Origin of the sequence: Streptococcus mitis (genome assembly GCF_946188585.1) — a bacterium.
In the GTDB taxonomy this organism is placed as follows: domain Bacteria; phylum Bacillota; class Bacilli; order Lactobacillales; family Streptococcaceae; genus Streptococcus; species Streptococcus mitis_DG.
Window position 1 is genome coordinate 1 of the sequence record NZ_CAMHVI010000007.1, and the last position, 20,359, is coordinate 20,359.

Annotated in this window: 21 protein-coding genes, 1 tRNA gene, 1 other RNA gene and 2 pseudogenes; 23 read left to right on the top strand and 2 right to left on the bottom strand. The window is 41.4% G+C overall.

Annotated features, from left to right (window positions below; all coding sequences use genetic code 11):
* Window positions 1-81 precede the first annotated feature (81 nt).
* A tRNA-Asn gene (locus N8M66_RS07910) sits at window positions 82-155 on the top strand.
* A gap of 95 nt (window positions 156-250) precedes the next feature.
* Here the strand turns inward: N8M66_RS07910 and N8M66_RS07915 are convergent.
* Window positions 251-381: pseudogene (locus tag N8M66_RS07915) on the bottom strand (ISL3 family transposase); the annotation flags it as partial.
* A gap of 83 nt (window positions 382-464) precedes the next feature.
* Between N8M66_RS07915 and N8M66_RS07920 the strand changes: the two are divergent.
* The 13 genes and pseudogenes from N8M66_RS07920 (at window position 465) to N8M66_RS07980 (ending at window position 10,849) form a co-directional block, all read left to right on the top strand.
* Window positions 465-1,739: pseudogene (locus tag N8M66_RS07920) on the top strand (IS3 family transposase).
* Between the two features lie 212 nt (window positions 1,740-1,951).
* Window positions 1,952-2,188: a sigma(X)-activator ComW gene (gene comW / locus N8M66_RS07925; protein ID WP_094753828.1), complete on the top strand. Its 237-nt coding sequence runs from the start codon at window positions 1,952-1,954 to the stop codon at window positions 2,186-2,188.
* 230 nt (window positions 2,189-2,418) lie between these two features.
* On the top strand, window positions 2,419-3,705 hold the full coding sequence (locus N8M66_RS07930; RefSeq protein ID WP_001832534.1) for an adenylosuccinate synthase: 1,287 nt from the start codon (window positions 2,419-2,421) through the stop codon (window positions 3,703-3,705).
* A 199-nt stretch (window positions 3,706-3,904) separates the two neighbouring features.
* The gene (gene tadA / locus N8M66_RS07935; protein WP_261046733.1) at window positions 3,905-4,372 is read left to right on the top strand and encodes a tRNA adenosine(34) deaminase TadA; all 468 of its coding nucleotides are present in this window, start codon (window positions 3,905-3,907) and stop codon (window positions 4,370-4,372) included.
* A 32-nt stretch (window positions 4,373-4,404) separates the two neighbouring features.
* An RNA gene (gene ffs / locus N8M66_RS07940) (signal recognition particle sRNA small type) lies at window positions 4,405-4,502 on the top strand.
* Between the two features lie 56 nt (window positions 4,503-4,558).
* Complete coding sequence (locus tag N8M66_RS07945) at window positions 4,559-5,002, top strand: dUTP diphosphatase (RefSeq protein WP_084950556.1); 444 nt, start codon at window positions 4,559-4,561, stop codon at window positions 5,000-5,002.
* Between the two features lies 1 nt (window position 5,003).
* Window positions 5,004-5,543 carry a histidine phosphatase family protein gene (locus N8M66_RS07950; protein ID WP_261046738.1) on the top strand — a complete coding sequence of 180 codons (540 nt, stop codon included), beginning with the start codon at window positions 5,004-5,006 and terminating at the stop codon, window positions 5,541-5,543.
* 13 nt (window positions 5,544-5,556) lie between these two features.
* Complete coding sequence (gene radA / locus N8M66_RS07955; protein ID WP_261046837.1) at window positions 5,557-6,918, top strand: DNA repair protein RadA; 1,362 nt, start codon at window positions 5,557-5,559, stop codon at window positions 6,916-6,918.
* A gap of 70 nt (window positions 6,919-6,988) precedes the next feature.
* Entirely contained in the window at window positions 6,989-7,684 is a 696-nt protein-coding gene (locus tag N8M66_RS07960) for a TIGR00266 family protein (RefSeq protein ID WP_000672726.1), read from the top strand.
* A gap of 158 nt (window positions 7,685-7,842) precedes the next feature.
* Entirely contained in the window at window positions 7,843-8,340 is a 498-nt protein-coding gene (locus N8M66_RS07965) for a beta-class carbonic anhydrase (protein ID WP_033679448.1), read from the top strand.
* A gap of 24 nt (window positions 8,341-8,364) precedes the next feature.
* Window positions 8,365-9,180 carry a PrsW family intramembrane metalloprotease gene (locus N8M66_RS07970; RefSeq protein WP_070479669.1) on the top strand — a complete coding sequence of 272 codons (816 nt, stop codon included), beginning with the start codon at window positions 8,365-8,367 and terminating at the stop codon, window positions 9,178-9,180.
* A 145-nt stretch (window positions 9,181-9,325) separates the two neighbouring features.
* Window positions 9,326-10,294 (top strand): ribose-phosphate diphosphokinase, encoded by a 969-nt coding sequence (locus N8M66_RS07975; protein WP_201058588.1) that lies wholly within the window; start codon window positions 9,326-9,328, stop codon window positions 10,292-10,294.
* Window positions 10,295-10,411: 117 nt separating this feature from the next.
* A complete protein-coding gene (locus tag N8M66_RS07980) occupies window positions 10,412-10,849 on the top strand; it encodes a CoA-binding protein (protein WP_261046748.1) in 438 nt (145 codons plus the stop codon).
* A 31-nt stretch (window positions 10,850-10,880) separates the two neighbouring features.
* On the opposite strand, the gene N8M66_RS07985 is transcribed toward N8M66_RS07980, so the two are convergent.
* Window positions 10,881-11,891, bottom strand: coding sequence for a YeiH family protein (locus tag N8M66_RS07985; RefSeq protein WP_261046752.1), 1,011 nt, complete (start codon window positions 11,889-11,891; stop codon window positions 10,881-10,883).
* A gap of 148 nt (window positions 11,892-12,039) precedes the next feature.
* Here N8M66_RS07985 and N8M66_RS07990 point away from each other — a divergent pair, with 148 nt between their 5' ends.
* The 9 genes from N8M66_RS07990 to N8M66_RS09465 all read left to right on the top strand — a co-directional run bounded on the left by N8M66_RS07990 (window position 12,040) and on the right by N8M66_RS09465 (window position 20,303).
* Window positions 12,040-13,209 (top strand): pyridoxal phosphate-dependent aminotransferase, encoded by a 1,170-nt coding sequence (locus N8M66_RS07990; RefSeq protein WP_070479663.1) that lies wholly within the window; start codon window positions 12,040-12,042, stop codon window positions 13,207-13,209.
* On the top strand, window positions 13,206-13,976 hold the full coding sequence (recO, locus tag N8M66_RS07995) for a DNA repair protein RecO (RefSeq protein ID WP_125451626.1): 771 nt from the start codon (window positions 13,206-13,208) through the stop codon (window positions 13,974-13,976). The genes N8M66_RS07990 and recO overlap by 4 nt, the downstream gene beginning before the upstream one ends.
* Window positions 13,973-14,965: a phosphate acyltransferase PlsX gene (gene plsX / locus N8M66_RS08000; RefSeq protein ID WP_261046756.1), complete on the top strand. Its 993-nt coding sequence runs from the start codon at window positions 13,973-13,975 to the stop codon at window positions 14,963-14,965. The genes recO and plsX overlap by 4 nt, the downstream gene beginning before the upstream one ends.
* A gap of 5 nt (window positions 14,966-14,970) precedes the next feature.
* Window positions 14,971-15,207 carry an acyl carrier protein gene (locus N8M66_RS08005; RefSeq protein ID WP_020902253.1) on the top strand — a complete coding sequence of 79 codons (237 nt, stop codon included), beginning with the start codon at window positions 14,971-14,973 and terminating at the stop codon, window positions 15,205-15,207.
* Window positions 15,208-15,418: 211 nt separating this feature from the next.
* Window positions 15,419-15,607 carry a hypothetical protein gene (locus N8M66_RS08010; RefSeq protein WP_261046759.1) on the top strand — a complete coding sequence of 63 codons (189 nt, stop codon included), beginning with the start codon at window positions 15,419-15,421 and terminating at the stop codon, window positions 15,605-15,607.
* 158 nt (window positions 15,608-15,765) lie between these two features.
* Complete coding sequence (gene comA, locus N8M66_RS08015) at window positions 15,766-17,919, top strand: peptide cleavage/export ABC transporter ComA (protein WP_261046760.1); 2,154 nt, start codon at window positions 15,766-15,768, stop codon at window positions 17,917-17,919.
* 12 nt (window positions 17,920-17,931) lie between these two features.
* On the top strand, window positions 17,932-19,281 hold the full coding sequence (comB, locus tag N8M66_RS08020) for a competence pheromone export protein ComB (RefSeq protein WP_261046762.1): 1,350 nt from the start codon (window positions 17,932-17,934) through the stop codon (window positions 19,279-19,281).
* Window positions 19,282-19,450: 169 nt separating this feature from the next.
* Window positions 19,451-20,158 carry a phosphoribosylaminoimidazolesuccinocarboxamide synthase gene (gene purC, locus N8M66_RS08025; RefSeq protein WP_261046764.1) on the top strand — a complete coding sequence of 236 codons (708 nt, stop codon included), beginning with the start codon at window positions 19,451-19,453 and terminating at the stop codon, window positions 20,156-20,158.
* Window position 20,159: 1 nt separating this feature from the next.
* Window positions 20,160-20,303: a phosphoribosylaminoimidazolesuccinocarboxamide synthase gene (locus N8M66_RS09465; RefSeq protein ID WP_080890703.1), complete on the top strand. Its 144-nt coding sequence runs from the start codon at window positions 20,160-20,162 to the stop codon at window positions 20,301-20,303.
* The last annotated feature ends 56 nt before the right edge of the window (window positions 20,304-20,359 follow it).

Below are 20,359 nucleotides of genomic sequence, written 5' to 3' on the forward strand. Positions count from 1 at the left end.
CGAACACAGAAGTTAAGCCCTAGAACGCCGGAAGTAGTTGGGGGTTGCCCCCTGTGAGATATGGAAGTCGCTTAGCTTTATTCCGCCATAGCTCAGTTGGTAGTAGCGCATGACTGTTAATCATGATGTCGTAGGTTCGAGTCCTACTGGCGGAGTAGTTAATTAAGAGAGGTTTAGTCCTCTTTTTTTATTTTCGTGAACATAAAAATAGGCTCTCTGTCAACTGTAGTGGATTGAAGAAAAGGTAATATCTAGAAAGGACAAATTTCGTCCTTTCTTTTTTGATGTTTAGAGCGATGAAAATACTTTTTTTGAAGTTTTCAAAGTGTTGACGATTTTATATTTGTTCTTGAGAAAGATTTTAAAAACAGTCTTAAAAATCTAACTTTTGGGGTGTTTTTATTATGAAATTAACTTATGATGATAAAGTTCAGATCTATGAACTTAGAAAATAAGGATATAGCATAGAGAAGCTTTCAAATAGATTTGGGATAAACAATTCTAATATTAGGTACATGATTAAATTGATTGATCGTTACGGAATAGAGTTCGTCAAAACAAGAAATGATTCATAAAGTCTTACATGAAGGCTGGACTAAAGATAGAGTTTCTCTTGAATATGGTCTCCCAAGTCGTACGATACTTCTTAACTGGCTAGCACAATACAAGAAAAACGGGTATACTATTGTTGAGAAAACAAGAGGGAGAGTACCTAAAATGGGACGTAAGCCAAAAACGAGACCTGAAGAGAGGATAGAATTAGAACATCTTCAAGCAGAAAATGAGTAGCTGAGAGCGGAGAATGCCATCCTAAAAAAGTTGAGAGAACTCCGATTGAAGGAGAAAAAAGAGAAAGAAGAAAGACCGAAATTGTTCAAGAATTAATGACTGAGTTTTCGTTAGATATTCTTCTAAAAGCCATTAAACTAGCTCTTTCGACTTACTACTATCACTTGAAACAGCTAGACAAACTAGATAAGGACCAAGAGCTTAAAGCTGAAATTCAATCTATTTTTATCGAACACAAGGGAAATTATGGTTATCGTCGGATTCATTTAGAACTAAGAAATCGTGGTTATCTGGTAAATCAGAAAAGAGTTCAACGCTTGATGAAAGTAGTCAATTTACAAGCTAAAATGCGACAGAAACGAAAATATTCTTCTCATAAAGGAGACGTTGGCAAGAAGGCAGAGAATCTCATTCAACGTCAATTTGAAGGCTCTAAAACAATGGAAAAGTGCTACACAGATGTGACAGAATTTGCCATTCCAGCAAGTACTCAAAAGCTTTACTTATCACCAGTTTTAGATGGCTTTAATAGCGAAATTATTGCCTATAATCTTTCAACTTCACCCAACTTAACACAAGTAAAAAACATGTTGGAACAGGCATTCACAGAGAAGCACTACGAGAATACGATTCTCCATAGTGATCAAGGCTGGCAATATCAACATGATTCTTATCATCGGTTCCTAGAGAGTAAGGGAATTCAAGCATCCATGTCGCGCAAGGGTAACAGCCCAGACAACGGTATGATGGAGTCCTTCTTTGGGATTCTGAAATCGGAGATGTTTTACGGTTATGAGAAGTCGTTTCAGTCGCTTAAGCAATTGGAACAAGCCATTGTAGACTATATTGATTACTACAACAACAAACGAATTAAGGTAAAACTAAAAGGACTTAGCCCTGTGCAATACAGATTGGGGTCAGTACAATCTGATGCTATGCGTTTTTCTTAATTTAAGATTTTTGCCTCAGTCTCTTTTAGTATTTAACACAGTTAATAAGATCTATAATAGTCTAATTTAGGTAGTAAATTTGTTCCTATTCTGTCAACTTTTCCTATTTGTTATCTTTTTGAGGTTGGTTTTTAAGCAATTCAGGAATTGATAGTGAATGTGTAAAATTTTTTGTTAGAATAAGCTTATAAAAAGTAAAGGGGTATAGACTTATGTTACAAAAGATTTATGAGCAGATGACGGATTTTTATAGAAATATTGAAGAAGAGTATGGTACCTTCTTTGGAGATCATTTTGACTGGGAACATGTTCATTTTAAATTTTTAATTTATTATCTTTTCCGATATAGCATTGGGAATCATCGGGATTTTATTGTTTACCATTATCGTGTTGCTTATCGTTTGTATCTTGAAAAATTGATAATGAAACAGGGTTTTGTTGCTTGTTGAGACAGTATGAGTTAATTTCCGAACAAATTTAACTTTTTGTGGGAAAATAATGATAAATAGTCGGAATTTTTTCTAAATCATTTTTTAATAGTTGGAAATAGCAAATCTTTCTATTGTTTCTTCTTGATAAAAAGGCGATTTTTTCTTATAATAAATTGTAAGATATAATTGCAGGTGAGAGTCCTGCCATGTATGTGAGAAAGGAAGAGCCTGAGGGCTCAGACAAAATTATGACTTCAGTTGTTGTTGTAGGTACCCAATGGGGTGATGAAGGTAAAGGGAAGATTACAGACTTCCTTTCAGCGAATGCAGAAGTGATTGCACGTTACCAAGGTGGTGATAATGCAGGTCACACGATTGTGATTGATGGTAAGAAATTTAAGTTGCACTTGATTCCATCTGGAATTTTCTTCCCTGAAAAAATCTCTGTTATTGGGAATGGTATGGTTGTAAATCCTAAATCTCTTGTGAAAGAGTTGAGCTATCTTCATGAGGAGGGTGTGACAACTGATAATTTGCGTATTTCTGATCGCGCGCATGTTATTTTGCCTTATCATATTGAGTTAGACCGTTTGCAAGAAGAAGCTAAGGGCGACAATAAGATTGGGACTACAATCAAGGGAATTGGTCCAGCTTATATGGACAAGGCTGCTCGTGTTGGGATTCGTATTGCAGATCTTTTAGATAAAGATATTTTCCGTGAGCGTTTAGAACGTAACCTTGCTGAAAAGAATCGTCTTTTTGAAAAATTGTATGACAGTAAAGCGATTGCTTTTGATGATATTTTTGAAGAATATTACGAATATGGTCAACAAATCAAGAAATATGTGACTGATACATCTGTTATTTTGAATGATGCGCTTGATAATGGTAAACGTGTGCTTTTTGAAGGTGCACAAGGTGTTATGCTAGATATAGACCAAGGTACGTATCCATTTGTTACGTCATCAAACCCTGTGGCTGGTGGTGTTACGATTGGTTCAGGTGTTGGTCCAAGTAAGATTGACAAGGTTGTAGGTGTATGTAAGGCTTATACGAGTCGTGTAGGAGACGGTCCATTCCCAACTGAGTTGTTTGATGAAGTGGGAGAACGTATCCGTGAAGTGGGTCATGAATATGGTACAACAACTGGTCGTCCACGTCGTGTGGGTTGGTTTGACTCAGTTGTGATGCGTCATAGCCGCCGTGTTTCTGGTATTACGAACCTTTCATTGAACTCTATCGATGTTTTGAGTGGTTTGGATACAGTGAAAATCTGTGTGGCCTATGATCTTGATGGTCAACGTATTGACTACTATCCAGCTAGTCTTGAGCAATTGAAGCGTTGCAAGCCTATCTATGAAGAGTTGCCAGGTTGGTCAGAAGATATCACTGGAGTTCGTAATTTGGAGGATCTTCCTGAAAATGCACGTAATTATGTTCGTCGTGTGAGTGAATTGGTTGGCGTTCGTATTTCTACTTTCTCAGTAGGTCCTGGTCGTGAACAAACAAATATTTTAGAAAGTGTTTGGTCATAAGAGATTTTTAAGATTTGTTTAAGATAGGTCGGGTATACTATAGACAGTTACAAGAAGACCTCCTAACTTGTTGTAACAAATATCCTAAACTTTTCTTTTTCATAATAATCTCCCTATAGAGTCACCGCATTCGGTGGCTTTTTTTGTCTTGGGATTCATGATATAATAATAAAATCGATAAGTAGGAAAAGGGAAATTGATGAATTATACAGTTGAAGAAAAAGAAGTCTTTATGAGAGAGGCATTGAAAGAGGCTGAGATTGCTCTTGAACACGATGAAATTCCAATTGGTTGTGTGATTGTCAAGGACGGAGAAATCATTGGTCGTGGGCATAATGCGCGTGAGGAACTGCAGCGAGCGGTTATGCATGCGGAGATTATGGCCATAGAGAATGCGAACCTGAGTGAGGAGAGCTGGCGCTTGCTTGATTGCACGCTTTTTGTGACCATTGAGCCGTGTGTCATGTGTAGTGGGGCGATTGGACTCGCCCGTATTCCAAACGTGGTCTATGGAGCTAAAAACCAGAAATTTGGCGCTGCTGGGAGTTTGTACGATATCTTGACAGATGAGCGTCTCAACCATCGTGTGGATGTTGAAACGGGAATTTTGGAAGATGAATGCGCAGCTATTATGCAGGACTTTTTTAGAAATAGACGGAAAAAATAATTTTGCTTTTAAAATGAATAGGAATGTGATATAATAAATAGTGGAGCAACAGTTCTGCGTGAAGCGGGTCAGGGGAGGAATCCAGCAGCCCTAAGCGATTTGAATTGTGTGCTCTTTTTTTCGTGCTTTTTCCGAATAAATAAGATAGAATAATCTAGAATAAATGATAATAGAAAAGAGAAGATGATGAAAATTCGTGGTTTTGAATTGGTTTCAACTTTTACAGATGAAAATTTATTGCCCAAGCGTGAGACAGCGCATGCGGCTGGTTACGACTTAAAGGTTGCTGTACGTACAGTTATTGCGCCAGGAGAGATTGTCTTGGTTCCGACAGGGGTTAAGGCCTATATGCAGCCGACTGAGGTTCTTTACCTTTATGATCGCTCTTCAAATCCTCGTAAGAAGGGCTTGGTCTTGATTAACTCGGTTGGTGTCATTGATGGGGATTATTATGGAAATCCTGGAAATGAAGGGCATATTTTTGCGCAGATGAAGAATATCACAGACCAAGAGGTTGTTCTTGAAGTTGGGGAACGTGTGGTTCAGGCTGTCTTTGCACCTTTCTTAATTGCAGATGGAGATGCAGCTGACGGCGTGCGGACTGGTGGATTTGGATCGACTGGGTACTAGAATGAAGATTATCTTTGTACGTCACGGGGAGCCAGATTATAGTATGCTTGATAAACTTGAAAATCCGCAACTCTATAGTGGTTTTGGTCGTGATTTAGCACCATTGACAGGAAAAGGTCGCAGTTTGGCAAAAGAAGTTGCTAAAACTGCATGTTTTGGAAAGGCAGAGATTATTATTTCATCGTCTGTGACGAGGGCTTTAGAAACAGCCCATTATATAGCAGTTGAAACAGGATTGGACTTATTTGTGGAGCCGTTTTTTCATGAGTGGCGTCCAGACTTAGATGGCACTAACTCTGATTTAACTAGTGTATTGGTAGCTCATGAATATTATCTAAAATATCAAGGAGGTTTATCTGAAGATTCTCCTTATCGCTATGAAACTGATCTAGAGATGCGTCATCGTTTTTTAAGAGCTTTGGAAAAATATAAAAATTATAAAACTATTATCATTGTAACTCACGGAATGCTCATGCGCCAGTTTGTGCCAAATGAGAAGATTGATTTTTGCCAAGTGATTGAGTGTGAGTTAGAGATATAGAAAGAGGTTTATCATCGCAAAGAAAAAAGCGACATTTGTGTGTCAAAATTGTGAATATAATTCGCCTAAGTATCTAGGACGTTGTCCTAACTGTGGGTCTTGGTCTTCTTTTGTAGAAGAGGTTGAGGTTGCCGAGGTCAAGAATGCGCGTGTGTCCTTGACAGGTGAGAAAACCAAGCCCATGAAACTGGCTGAGGTGACTTCCATGAATGTCAATCGAACTAAGACAGAGATGGAGGAATTTAACCGTGTACTTGGAGGCGGAGTGGTACCAGGAAGTCTCGTCCTCATCGGTGGGGATCCTGGAATCGGGAAATCAACGCTTCTACTACAAGTCTCAACCCAGTTGTCCCAAGTGGGAACGGTTCTCTACGTCAGTGGGGAGGAGTCTGCCCAGCAGATTAAACTACGTGCAGAGCGTTTGGGTGATATTGATAGCGAGTTTTATCTCTATGCAGAGACCAATATGCAGAGTGTTCGAGCTGAGGTAGAAAGAATCCAGCCAAACTTCCTCATTATTGACTCTATCCAGACCATTATGTCTCCTGAGATTTCAGGGGTACAGGGGTCTGTTTCTCAGGTGCGTGAGGTGACTGCTGAACTTATGCAATTAGCGAAGACTAATAACATTGCTATCTTTATCGTCGGCCATGTGACCAAGGAAGGAACCTTGGCTGGTCCACGTATGTTGGAGCATATGGTGGATACAGTGCTTTACTTTGAAGGGGAGCGTCACCATACCTTTCGTATTTTGAGAGCGGTCAAAAATCGTTTTGGTTCTACCAATGAAATTGGGATTTTTGAGATGCAGTCGGGTGGCTTGGTTGAAGTCCTCAATCCGAGTCAAGTTTTCCTAGAAGAGCGTTTGGATGGAGCGACTGGCTCATCAATCGTTGTGACCATGGAAGGGACGCGTCCGATTTTAGCAGAGGTTCAGGCCTTGGTGACGCCAACCATGTTTGGAAATGCCAAGCGCACGACCACAGGTCTGGACTTCAATCGTGCGAGTCTGATTATGGCTGTTTTGGAAAAGCGTGCAGGGCTTCTCTTGCAAAATCAGGATGCCTATCTCAAATCTGCTGGTGGTATCAAATTGGATGAACCTGCCATTGACTTAGCCGTCGCTGTTGCTATTGCTTCGAGCTACAAGGACAAGCCAACCAACCCTCAGGAATGTTTTGTGGGAGAACTTGGTTTGACGGGAGAAATTCGGCGCGTGAATCGTATCGAGCAGCGTATTAATGAAGCTGCTAAACTGGGCTTTACTAAGATTTATGTACCCAAAAATTCCTTGACAGGAATCACTCCACCTAAGGAAATTCAGGTTATTGGGGTGACATCGATTCAGGAAGTCTTGAAAAAGGTATTCTCCTAATAGTTATGGTCAGCTTTAGATGACTAATTATTTTATTGCTAACATTTATTAAAACAAGGAGGAATTTCTTATGAAATTTTCTATGGACAGTCATATGCAATTTCCTTTGGTAGAGTTGTCACTCAATCAAGGAGAAACCGTCTATATCCAGCGAGGTAGTATGGTTTACCACACGCCTAACGTAAGTCTCAATACCCAGCTCAATGCCAGCGGTTCAGGTTTGGGACGTTTTGTTAAAGCTGTAGGACGTTCAATGGTTTCTGGTGAAAGCACCTTCATTACTCAAGCTGTAGCAGAGTCTGATAACGGGAACCTTGCTCTAGCACCAGATACTCCTGGGCAAGTAATTGCTCTTGAACTAGGTGAAAAACAATATCGACTGAATGATGGGGCTTTTCTAGCTCTTGATGGTACAGCTTCCTATACTATGGAGAGTCAGTCTATTGGTAAAGCTCTGTTCGGAGGGCAAGGCGGTCTCTTTGTGATGACTACCCAAGGCCAGGGAACTCTCTTGGCCAATGCTTTTGGCTCTATCAAGAAAATTGAGCTACAAAACCAAGAAATAACCATTGACAATGCCCATGTGGTGGCTTGGAGTCAATCTTTGGACTATAATATCCACTTAGAAAATAGCTTCTGGCAGTCTATTGGTACAGGCGAAGGAGTGGTGAATACCTTCCGAGGAACTGGTGAGGTCTACGTACAAAGTCTCAATCTTCAGAGCTTTGCAGGATCGCTCAATAAGTATATCCAAAAAGGTTCATAAAATAAAACTAGGACAGAAGCCCAAGCTAGAAGCTGGATGTCTCTGTCCCAGTTTTTTTATATGAAGGTTGACAACTGACAAGACAAAGAAAAGATGGTAAGATAGGATATAAATAATTTGGTGTTCAAATTATCTGATAGACTAGAAAGTGAGTTGTTATGTCCTATTTTGAAAATTTTTTAAAAGCCAATCAAGCCTATGTAGAACTGCATGGAGATCTTCATTTATCAATCAAACCAAAGACCAAGGTTGCAATCGTAACTTGTATGGACTCGCGTTTACACGTTGCGCCAGCTCTTGGGTTGGCTCTGGGAGATGCTCATATTTTGCGGAATGCTGGAGGGCGAGTGACAGATGATATGATTCGCTCGCTTGTGATTTCCCAGCAACAAATGGGGACAAGGGAAATTGTGGTGCTCCATCATACAGACTGTGGTGCACAGACATTTGAAAATGGTCCTTTTCAGGAGTATTTGAAAAAAGAACTAGGAGTGGATGTTTCTGACAAGGACTTTTTGCCTTTTCAAGACATTGATGAAAGTGTTCGTGAGGATATGAGATTGCTACAGGAAACTCCTCTAATCCCAGATGATGTTGTTATTTCAGGTGCGGTTTACGATGTGGATACAGGAAGGATGACAGTCGTAGAATTATAAATACTTTATTTAGAATGAAAGTGTATGAAGAAAAACAGTATTTTATTTATTTTTATTTTATTGCTATGTATTGGTTTGCAGTATGAAACCATCTACTATACTGACGGCTCTATGTCAGGTGCGGAATATGGCCTAATGGGAGTTTCTATCTTTCTAGCTCTCTTTTACATGATTCCAGCTCTTTATTTCCTTTTCCGTATTGGGAAAAAATGGGAATTGCCAAAGAAGGCCTTGATCTTGTCTTTATTGGGTGGGATGTTCCTTTCAGGCTGGCTATCTAGCTTTGCTAATACCTATATCCATGATTTACTGGGCGTTCTTTTCCCAGATAGTGCATTTTTAAATGCCTTTGAAAGTGCGATTGTGGCTCCTTTGGTAGAAGAACCCTTGAAATTGTTGCCACTTGTCTTTGTTTTGGCTTTGATTCCTGTGCGAAAATTAAAATCTTTGTTTTTACTAGGAATTGCTTCTGGTTTGGGATTCCAAATGATTGAGGATATTGGCTATATTCGTACGGATTTGCCAGAGGGCTTTGATTTTACCATTTCAAGGATTTTAGAGCGTATTATCTCAGGAATTGCTTCTCACTGGACTTTTTCAGGTTTGGCGGTAGTAGGTGTTTACTTGCTTTACAGAGCCTATAAAGGGCAGAAGGTTGGCAAGAAACAGGGGCTTATTTTCCTAGGTTTAGCCTTGGGAACTCATTTCTTGTTTAACTCTCCTTTTGTGGAGTTGGAGACAGAGTTGCCCTTAGCGATTCCAGTGGTTACGGCTGTTACTCTCTATGGTTTTTATCAGGCTTATCGCTTTGTTGAGAAGCACAATGAGTTGATGAACTAGAATATTTTTCAAAAGAATGATGCAAGGGCACAAATATGGTGCCCTTCTTTTATTTTTGATTGAAAAATAGTGCAAAAAGCGCTACAATGGTAGATGGAAAAATCTTGTGAAAAGCACAAGCGATACATATATACCGGAGGAAATCATGTCTTTTTCTGATTTAAAGCTGTTTGCCCTTTCTTCTAATCAAGAATTGGCAAAACGTGTAGCGCAGGAGATTGGGATAGAGTTGGGGAAATCAAGTGTTCGCCAATTTTCAGATGGAGAGATTCAGGTCAACATCGAAGAATCAATCCGTGGGAAACACGTTTTTATCCTACAATCAACTAGCTCGCCTGTAAATGACAATCTGCTTGAAATTTTGATTATGGTGGATGCTTTGAAGCGTGCCAGTGCAGAATCTGTGAATGTTGTTATGCCTTACTATGGGTATGCACGTCAGGATAGAAAGGCGAGAGCGCGTGAGCCAATCACTTCAAAACTTGTCGCAAATATGCTTGAAGTAGCTGGAGTGGATCGTTTATTGACCATCGACTTGCATGCTGCGCAGATTCAAGGATTCTTTGATATTCCTGTGGATCATTTGATGGGGGCTCCTCTGATTGCGGATTATTTTGAGCGTCGTGGTATGGTTGGTTCTGACTATGTGGTTGTCAGCCCAGACCATGGAGGGGTGACTCGTGCCCGTAAGTTGGCAGAATTTTTGAAAACATCTATTGCTATTATTGATAAACGTCGTAGCGTTGATAAGATGAATACTAGTGAAGTCATGAACATCATCGGTAAGGTCGAAGGCAAGACTTGTATTTTGATTGATGATATGATTGATACAGCTGGAACGATTTGTCACGCGGCAGATGCCCTTGCAGAAGCTGGTGCTGTTGAAGTCTATGCGAGCTGTACGCACCCAGTTCTTTCTGGTCCTGCTATGAACAATATCCAAAAATCAGCTATTAAGAAATTGGTTGTTTTGGATACCATCTATCTCCCAGAAGAGCGTTTGATCGATAAGATTGAGCAGATTTCAATCGCTCATTTATTGGGGGATGCTATCGTACGTATTCATGAAAAACGCCCACTTTCTCCACTTTTTAGTATTGAGAAAAAGATTTAAGTTTTCACTTAGAATAAAACATACTCCTAGCAGAAGTGAACTGCTAGGAGCTTTTTTGTAGCCAAAATCTGCAAGCCTTTTCAAAATATGCTATACTGATGAAAAAGGAGGATTTCTATGAGTCAAGAATTTATCAATCCAAGTGATGGCGTGATTCGTCAGTATCTAGCAACGAGTAAAACACTTGCTGTGGTGGGGTTGTCAGATCGTGAGGAAACAACTAGCAATCGAGTGACCAAGGAAATGCAGGCTCGGGGTTATAAAATCATCCCAGTCAATCCCAAGGAAGCAGGTGGTGAAATCTTGGGTGAAAAGGTTTATGCTAGCCTAGCAGAGATTCCTTTTCCTGTAGATATTGTCAATGTTTACCGTCGCAGTGAGTTTTTGCCAGATGTGGCGCGTGATTTTCTCAAGGCTGATGCAAAGATTTTTTGGGCACAGCTAGGACTTGAAAGTCTAGAGGCGGAAGAAATCTTGCGTGCTGGTGGATGCGATGACATCGTGATGAATCGTTGCATTAAGAGGGAACATACACGTTTGATTGAGGAAGCATAAGAAAAAGGTAGCTGGTGGGCTACCTTTTGTATTAGAAAATGCCGATAAGGGTCTGCATCCCAAGACTGGTGAGGATGATGGCAATCCAGCAGATGGCTCCGAGAACAATGGATTTTCCACTGGATTTGATCATAGCTAGCAGATTGGTTTTGAGTCCTATAGAACTCATGGCCATGATAATGAGAAATTTGGAGAGTTGTTTGAGAGGGGTAAAGAAACTACTGGATACACCGAGAGAGGTCAGTAGGGTGGTTAGGAGAGATGCAAGGATAAAGTAAAGGATAAAAAGTGGGAAGACTTTTTTCAGTTGCAGGCCTTGCTTATTTTTTTGCTCGCGACTTTGCCAGTAGGAGAGAAAGAGAGTGATGGGGATAATAGCAAGAGTACGTGTGAGTTTGACAATGGTTGCGGATTCGAGGGTATTGGTCTGGTAGAGACTGTCCCAGGCGCTGGCTGTGGCGGTTACAGAGGAGGTGTCATTGACAGCTGTTCCTGCAAAAAGGGCGAAGCCGTCATTGGATAGATGAAGCCAGGTGCCTAGGGTTGGAAAGATGAGCGCAGCCAAGACATTGAAGAAAAAGATAACGGAGATGGATTGGGCTACTTCCCTTTCCTTAGCATGGATAACAGGCGCTGTCGCAGCAATGGCAGAACCACCACAGATGGAAGAACCTACTCCAATCAAGGTGGCGAGTTTTGTGTCCAGTGCAAAGAAGCGCTGGAAGAGGTAGGCAACAATCAAGGATATTGAGATGGTGGACAGGATGACAGGGAGTGAAGATTGTCCGACTGCGAAGACTTGCGAGATATTGAGACCAAAACCAAGCAAGATAACGGCATACTGGAGCAATTTTTTAGAACTAAAGGTCAATCCCGCATCCAGTTGTTTATAAGGCGAGAGAAAGGGGTGTAGGAGCATTCCCATAAAAATCGCAAAAACAGGCGCGCCAATCACAGGGAAGAATCCTCCTAAGTACCAAGATACGATTGAAATGAGAAGGCAGGCCAAGATGCCTGCTCCATTTTTTGATAGAAATGACATAAAAACCTCCAAATAGAATCTGTTACCATTATAGACCTGTAAACAGGAAAAGTAAAATAGAAAGTGGAAAGCTATTCTATCATGTATTTTTGCGGTCGGGGGGCTTTTGTAGTATAATAGAGATACGTTTTGAAAGTGGGAGGTATCTATGGACTTAACTAAGCGCTTTAATAAACAGTTAGATAAGATTCAAGTTTCGTTGATTCGTCAGTTTGATCAGGCTATTTCTGAGATTCCTGGGGTCTTGCGTTTGACCTTGGGGGAACCTGATTTTACAACGCCAGATCATGTCAAGGAGGCGGCTAAGCGAGCCATTGACCAGAACCAATCCTACTATACAGGGATGAGTGGTCTGCTGACTTTACGTCAGGCAGCTAGTGATTTTGTTAAGGAAAAGTACCAACTGGACTATGCTCCTGAAAATGAAATCTTGGTTACAATTGGGGCGACAGAGGCTTTATCTGCTACTTTGACAGCTATTTTGGAAGAGGGAGACAAGGTGCTTTTGCCAGCTCCTGCTTACCCAGGCTATGAACCGATTGTCAATCTAGTTGGGGCAGAGATTGTCGAGATTGATACAACTGAAAATGGGTTTGTCTTGACTCCAGAGATATTGGAAAAGGCCATTTTGGAGCAGGGTGACAAGCTCAAAGCGGTTATTCTCAACTATCCAGCCAATCCGACAGGAATTACCTATAGTCGGGAGCAGTTGGAAGCCTTGGCAGCTGTTTTACGCAAGTATGAGATTTTTGTTGTCTGTGATGAGGTTTACTCAGAATTGACCTACACAGGCGAAGCCCATGTGTCTCTAGGAACCATGTTGAGAGATCAGGCTATTATTATCAATGGTTTGTCTAAATCGCATGCTATGACCGGTTGGCGTTTGGGGCTGATTTTCGCTCCTGCGACCTTCACAGCCCAGTTAATCAAGAGTCACCAGTACTTGGTCACTGCCGCAAATACCATGGCCCAACATGCTGCAGTAGAAGCCTTGACGGCTGGTAAAAACGATGCGGAACATATGAAGAAGGAATACATCCAGCGACGAGACTATATTATCGAGAAAATGACTGCTCTTGGTTTTGCGATTATCAAACCAGACGGTGCCTTCTATATCTTTGCTAAGATTCCAGCGGGCTACAATCAAGATTCCTTTGCTTTTCTGAAGGATTTTGCTCAGAAGAAGGCCGTTGCCTTTATCCCTGGTGCCGCCTTTGGGCGTTATGGGGAAGGCTATGTGCGTCTGTCTTATGCGGCTAGCATGGAGACTATCAAAGAAGCCATGAAACGACTTGAGGAGTACATGAGAGAAGCATGATTCAGTCTATTACGAGTCAAGGCTTGGTGCTCTACAATCGCAATTTTCGTGAGGATGACAAGCTAGTCAAGATTTTTACAGAGCAGGCTGGCAAGCGCATGTTTTTCGTCAAACACGCAGGTCAATCCAAACTGGCTCCTGTTATTCAGCCCTTGGTGCTGGCACGATTTCTCTTGCGAATCAATGATGACGGGCTCAGCTACATCGAGGACTATCATGAGGTCATGACCTTTCCCAAGATTAATAGTGATCTCTTTGTCATGGCCTATGCGACCTACGTAGCAGCTCTTGCAGATGCGAGTTTGCAGGATAATCAGCAGGATGCTCCCTTGTTTGCTTTTTTGCAAAAGACTTTGGAGTTGATGGAAGCGGGCTTGGATTATCAGGTTTTGACCAATATTTTTGAAATTCAAATCTTGACTCGATTTGGTATTAGTCTCAATTTTAATGAGTGTGTTTTTTGTCATCGGGTTGGTCAGGCTTTTGACTTTTCTTTCAAATATGGAGCTTGTCTTTGCCCAGAGCATTATCATGAGGATGAGAGACGTTGCCATCTCAATCCCAATATCCCTTATCTGCTCAATCAATTTCAAGCCATTGATTTTGAGACTTTGGAGACCATTTCGCTCAAGCCTGAAATCAAGCAAGAGCTACGCCAATTTATGGATCAGCTCTACGAAGAGTACGTGGGGATTCACCTAAAATCAAAGAAATTTATTGATTCCCTAGCAGACTGGGGACAATTACTAAAAGAGGAAAACAAATGAAAAAAATTGCAGTAGATGCAATGGGGGGCGATTATGCACCTCAGGCCATCGTTGAGGGTGTCAATCAAGCCCTGGCTGACTTTTCAGATATTGAGGTTCAACTCTACGGAGATGAAAGCAAAATCAAGCAATATCTGACAGAGACAGAGCGCGTCAGCATTATCCATACGGATGAGAAGATTGATTCAGACGATGAACCTACGAGAGCTATTCGGAAGAAGAAAAATGCCAGTATGGTCTTGGCAGCCAAGGCTGTCAAAGAGGGTGAAGCAGACGCTGTCCTCTCAGCTGGGAATACAGGTGCTTTGTTGGCTGCTGGATTCTTCATCGTGGGTCGTATCAAGAACATCGACCGTCCTGGGCTTATGTCGACCTTGCCGACTGTAGATGGCAAAGGTTTTGACATGCTAGACCTCGGTGCCAATGCGGAAAATACAGCCCAGCACCTATATCAATACGCTATTCTGGGTTCTTTCTATGCTAAAAATGTTCGTGGCATTGCGCAACCACGTGTTGGCTTACTTAACAATGGAACAGAGAGTAGCAAGGGTGACCCGCTTCGCAAGGAAACTTACGAATTACTAGCAGCTGATACGAGTTTGAATTTTATCGGAAATGTGGAAGCGCGTGATTTGATGAATGGCGTTGCGGATGTTGTTGTGGCAGATGGTTTCACGGGAAACGCTGTGCTCAAATCTATTGAAGGGACAGCCATGGGAATTATGGGCTTGCTCAAGACAGCTATTACAGGTGGTGGTCTTCGAGCGAAATTAGGTGCCCTCCTTCTCAAGGATAGCCTCAGAGGTTTGAAAAAACAGCTCAACTATTCAGATGTTGGTGGAGCGGTCTTGTTTGGTGTCAAGGCACCGGTTGTCAAGACTCATGGCTCAAGCGATGCCAAGGCTGTCTATAGTACGATTCGCCAGATTCGTACCATGCTAGAAACAGACGTAGTTGCCCAGACTGCGCGTGAATTTTCAGGAGAATAAAAGAGATGACAGAAAAAGAAATTTTTGACCGTATTGTGACCATTATCCAAGAGCGACAGGGAGAAGACTTTGTTGTGACAGAATCCTTGAGTCTGAAAGACGACTTGGATGCTGACTCAGTTGACTTGATGGAATTTATCTTGACACTGGAAGATGAATTTAGCATCGAAATCAGTGACGAGGAAATTGATCAACTCCAAAGTGTAGGCGATGTGGTAGAAGTCGTCAAAAGTAAAGAATAGCAAGATAAGAGTAGTTGTATGTTGCTAAGAATGTAGCTCAACATTCTATTTGACAATTATTTACATTTTAATCTTTTTAAATATATATTTTAGGTAGAACGCTTATTCTGCCTATTTTTTGCCAAAAAAGTGCAATTGAGGTGTCTATTTGGAGTTTTACATGTATTTTTGATAAAATAGGTGTAGAAATTAGGAAAGTTGAAGAAAAGAAATGAAGAAGGTTTTAGGATATTTTTTAGTATTTGTTTTTCTATTTTTGATGAATATTTTCATCTTTAAGATACTAGCACCCCTGGGATTTCAGCTGACAATGAGTGAAAAGAGTTATATTGTACCACCGCTATTTTCGATTATCGTTTTGTACATGATTGACAAAAGAATTAGGAAGAAAAAGAAATAAATATATATTTTAGGCATGACGTTTGTTCTGCCTATTTTTTTATCCAAAAAGTGCATTTGGGAGGTAGATAGGCGCATTTGGGGAGGAAGTCCAGTTTTTGTTTAGGGATTGGGGTAAGATAGGTATTATCAGATGAGTTTAGAAAAAAGGAGATGAATATGAAATTTGGGAAACGTCACTATCGTTCGCAGGTGGATCAGATGGACTGCGGTGTAGCTTCATTAGCCATGGTTTTTGGCTACTATGGTAGTTACTATTCTTTGGCTTACTTGCGAGAACTGGCCAAGACGACCATGGATGGGACGACGGCTTTGGGCTTGGTCAAGGTGGCAGAGGAGGTTGGTTTTGAGACGCGAGCAATTAAGGCGGATATGACGCTTTTTGACTTGCCAGATTTGACTTTTCCTTTTGTTGCTCATGTGCTTAAGGAAGGAAAATTGCTCCACTATTATGTGGTAATTGGGCAGGATAAGGATAGCATTCATATTGCCGATCCAGATCCTGAGGTAAAATTGACCAAGCTGCCACGTGAGCGTTTTGCGGAAGAATGGACGGGAGTGACTCTTTTTATGGCACCTAGTCCAGACTATAAGCCTTATAAGGATCAAAAGAATGGTCTGCTCTCTTTTATCCCTATATTAGTGAAACAGCGTGGTTTGATTGCCAATATCGTTTTGGCAACACTCTTGGTCACCTTGATTAACATTGTGGGTTCTTATTATTTGCAGTCTATCATTGATACCTATGTACCAGATCAGATGCGTTCGACGTTGGGGATTATTTCTATTGGGCTGGTTATCGTCTATATTCTCCAGCAGGTTTTGTCTTACGCTCAGGAGTATCTCTTGCTTGTTTTGGGGCAGCGCTTGTCGATTGATGTGATTTTGTCCTATATCAAGCATGTTTTTCACCTGCCTATGTCCTTCTTTGTGACACGCAGGACAGGGGAAATCGTGTCTCGTTTCACGGATGCTAACAGTATTATCGATGCGCTGGCTTCGACCATTCTTTCGATTTTCCTAGATGTGTCAACGGTTGTCATTATTTCCCTTGTTTTATTTTCACAAAATACCAATCTCTTTTTCATGACCTTATTGGCACTTCCTATCTACACAGTGATTATCTTTGCATTTATGAAGCCGTTTGAAAAGATGAATCGGGATACCATGGAAGCAAATGCGGTTCTGTCTTCTTCTATCATCGAGGACATCAACGGTATTGAGACTATCAAGTCTTTGACCAGTGAAAGTCAGCGTTACCAAAAGATTGACAAGGAATTTGTGGATTATCTGAAGAAATCCTTTACCTATAGTCGGGCAGAGAGTCAGCAAAAGGCTCTGAAAAAGGTTGCCCATCTCTTGCTCAATGTCGGCATTCTCTGGATGGGGGCTGTTCTGGTCATGGATGGCAAGATGAGTTTGGGGCAGTTGATTACCTATAATACCTTGCTGGTTTACTTTACAAATCCTTTGGAAAATATCATCAATCTGCAAACCAAGCTTCAGACAGCGCAGGTTGCCAATAACCGTCTGAACGAGGTTTATCTGGTAGCTTCGGAGTTTGAGGAGAAGAAAAGGGTCGAGGATTTGAGTTTGATGAAGGGAGATATGACCTTCAAGCAGGTTTCCTACAAGTATGGCTATGGTCGAGATGTCTTGTCAGATATCAATTTGACCATTCCCCAAGGTTCTAAGGTGGCTTTTGTGGGTATTTCAGGATCAGGTAAGACGACCTTGGCCAAGATGATGGTTAATTTTTACGACCCAAGTCAGGGAGAGATTAGTCTGGGTGGTGTCAATCTCAATCAGATTGATAAAAAGGCCTTGCGCCAGTACATCAACTATCTGCCTCAACAGCCCTATGTCTTTAACGGGACGATTTTGGAGAATCTTCTTTTGGGAGCCAAGGAGGGGACGACTCAGGAAGATATCTTACGGGCGGTTGAATTGGCAGAGATTCGAGAGGATATCGAGCGTATGCCCCTGAATTACCAGACAGAATTGACTTCGGATGGGGCAGGGATTTCAGGTGGTCAACGTCAGAGAATCGCTCTGGCGCGTGCTATCTTGACAGATGCGCCTGTCTTGATTTTGGATGAGGCGACCAGCAGTTTGGATATTTTGACAGAGAAGCGGATTGTTGATAATCTCATGGCTTTAGATAAGACCTTGATTTTCATCGCCCACCGCTTGACCATTGCTGAGCGAACAGAGAAGGTTGTTGTCTTGGATCAGGGCAAGATTGTTGAAGAAGGAAAACATGCTGATTTGCTTGCACAGGGTGGCTTTTACGCCCATTTGGTGAATAGCTAGAAAGAGGAGAGGATGAAACCAGAATTTTTAGAAAGTGCGGAGTTTTATAATCGTCGATACCATAATTTTTCCAGTCGGGTGATTGTACCCATGTCCCTTCTGCTCGTGTTTTTGCTTGGCTTTGCAACTTTGGCAGAGAAGGAGATGAGTTTGTCAACTAGAGCTACTGTTGAGCCTAGTCGTATCCTTGCAAATATCCAGTCAACTAGCAACAATCGCATTCTTGTCAATCATTTGGAAGAAAATAAGCTAGTTAAAAAGGGAGAATTGTTGGTTCAATATCAGGAAGGGGCAGAGGGTGTCCAAGTGGAGTCTTATGCCAGCCAGTTGGACATGCTCAAGGATCAAAAACAGCAATTGGAGTATTTGCAGAAGAGTCTGCAAGAAGGGACGGATTACTTTCCAGAGGAGGATAAGTTTGGCTACCAGGCCACCTTTCGCGACTACATCAGTCAAGCAGGCAGTCTTAGGGCTAGTATATCGCAACAAAATGAGACCATCGCGTCCCAGAATGCAGCATCTAGTCAAACCCAAGCTGAAATCGGCAACCTCATCAGTCAAACAGAGGCTAAAATTCGCGATTACCAGACAGCTAAGTCAGCTATTGAAACAGGCTTTTCCTTGGGCAATCAGAATCTAGCCTACTCTCTCTATCAGTCCTACAAGTCTCAGGGCGAGGAAAATCCGCAAGCTAAGGCCCAGGCTGTTGCGCAGGTTGAAGCGCAGCTTTCTCAGTTAGAATCCAGTCTTGCTACTTACCGTGTCCAGTATGCAGGTTCAGGTACCCAGCGAGCCTATGCGTCTGGTTTAGGCAGTCAATTGGAATCTCTTAAATCACAACACTTGGCTAAGGTTGGTCAGGAATTGACCCTTCTAGATCAGAAAATCTTGGAGGCAGAGTCAGGCAAGAAGGTGCAGGGAAATCTTCTAGATAAGGGGAAAATTACGGCCAGTGAGGATGGGGTGCTTCATCTTAATCCTGAGACTAGTGATTCGACCATGGTAGCAGAAGGTGCCCTACTAGCCCAACTCTATCCGTCCTTGGAAAAAGAAGGGAAAGCCAAACTTACAGCTTATCTAAGTTCAAAAGATGTTGCTAGAGTCAAGGTTGGGGATTCTGTTCGTTATACTACGACTCATGATGCTAAGAATCAACTTTTCTTAAATTCCACGATTACCAGCATAGATGCGACAGCTACTAAGACTGAGAAAGGGAATTTCTTTAAAATCGAGGCTGAGACCGATCTGACTGCTGAGCAGGCAGAAAAACTTCGGTACGGGGTGGAAGGTCGCCTACAGATGATTATAGGCAAGAAAAGTTACCTACGTTATTATTTGGATCAATTTTTGAACAAAGAATAATGTTCGTGTTTTTAGAGTTAAATGATTTTAAAACTGTGAGAAAGATACTTCTTGCAGTTTTTTCTTTACGATTTTTAGAGCGAATGTGTTATTTATTCGGTTAAATTCTTGTAATTTTAGGCTTTTTGTGGTAAAATGTGCTCAAGTAATACGAAAGGCGAACTTTAAAATGTCAAAACAATTGATCTATTCGGGAAAAGCTAAAGATATCTATACAACTGAGGATGAAAATCTTATTATTTCGACTTACAAGGACCAGGCGACTGCTTTCAACGGTGTCAAGAAGGAGCAGATTGCAGGTAAGGGAGTGTTGAATAATCAGATTTCATCTTTTATTTTTGAGAAATTAAATGCGGCTGGTGTGGCGACTCACTTTGTGGACAAACTTTCAGACACAGAACAACTCAATAAAAAGGTTAAGATTATTCCTTTGGAAGTTGTGCTTCGCAACTACACGGCTGGTTCCTTTTCAAAACGTTTTGGCGTTGATGAAGGAATCGCCTTGGAGACTCCGATTGTTGAATTTTACTATAAAAATGATGATTTGGATGATCCATTCATCAATGACGAGCATGTGAAATTCCTACAGATTGCGGATGACCAGCAGATTGCCTACTTGAAGGAAGAAACCCGTCGTATTAATGAACTTTTGAAAGGCTGGTTTGCTGAGATTGGGCTTAAGTTGATTGACTTTAAGCTAGAGTTCGGTTTTGACAAGGATGGCAAGATTATCTTGGCAGATGAATTTTCACCAGATAACTGCCGTTTGTGGGATGCGGATGGCAACCACATGGACAAGGATGTTTTCCGTAGGGGACTAGGTGAATTAACCGATGTTTATGAAGTTGTTTGGGAGAAGCTGAAAGGTTTGAAATAATCTGTTTGCAACGGAAAACCTTCGTCTCTCAACTAAAAGGACTCAGGCTGAAAAGGTCCCCCAGACCTTTTCACTCCGTAGAGGATTGGGAGAACTAACAGACGTTTACGAAGTTGTCTGGGAAAAGTTGCAGGAACTAAAATAATAACCTAGAAGTCGTTTGGGAATATTGCAAGAGCTGAAATAAAGGAATAAGAATTG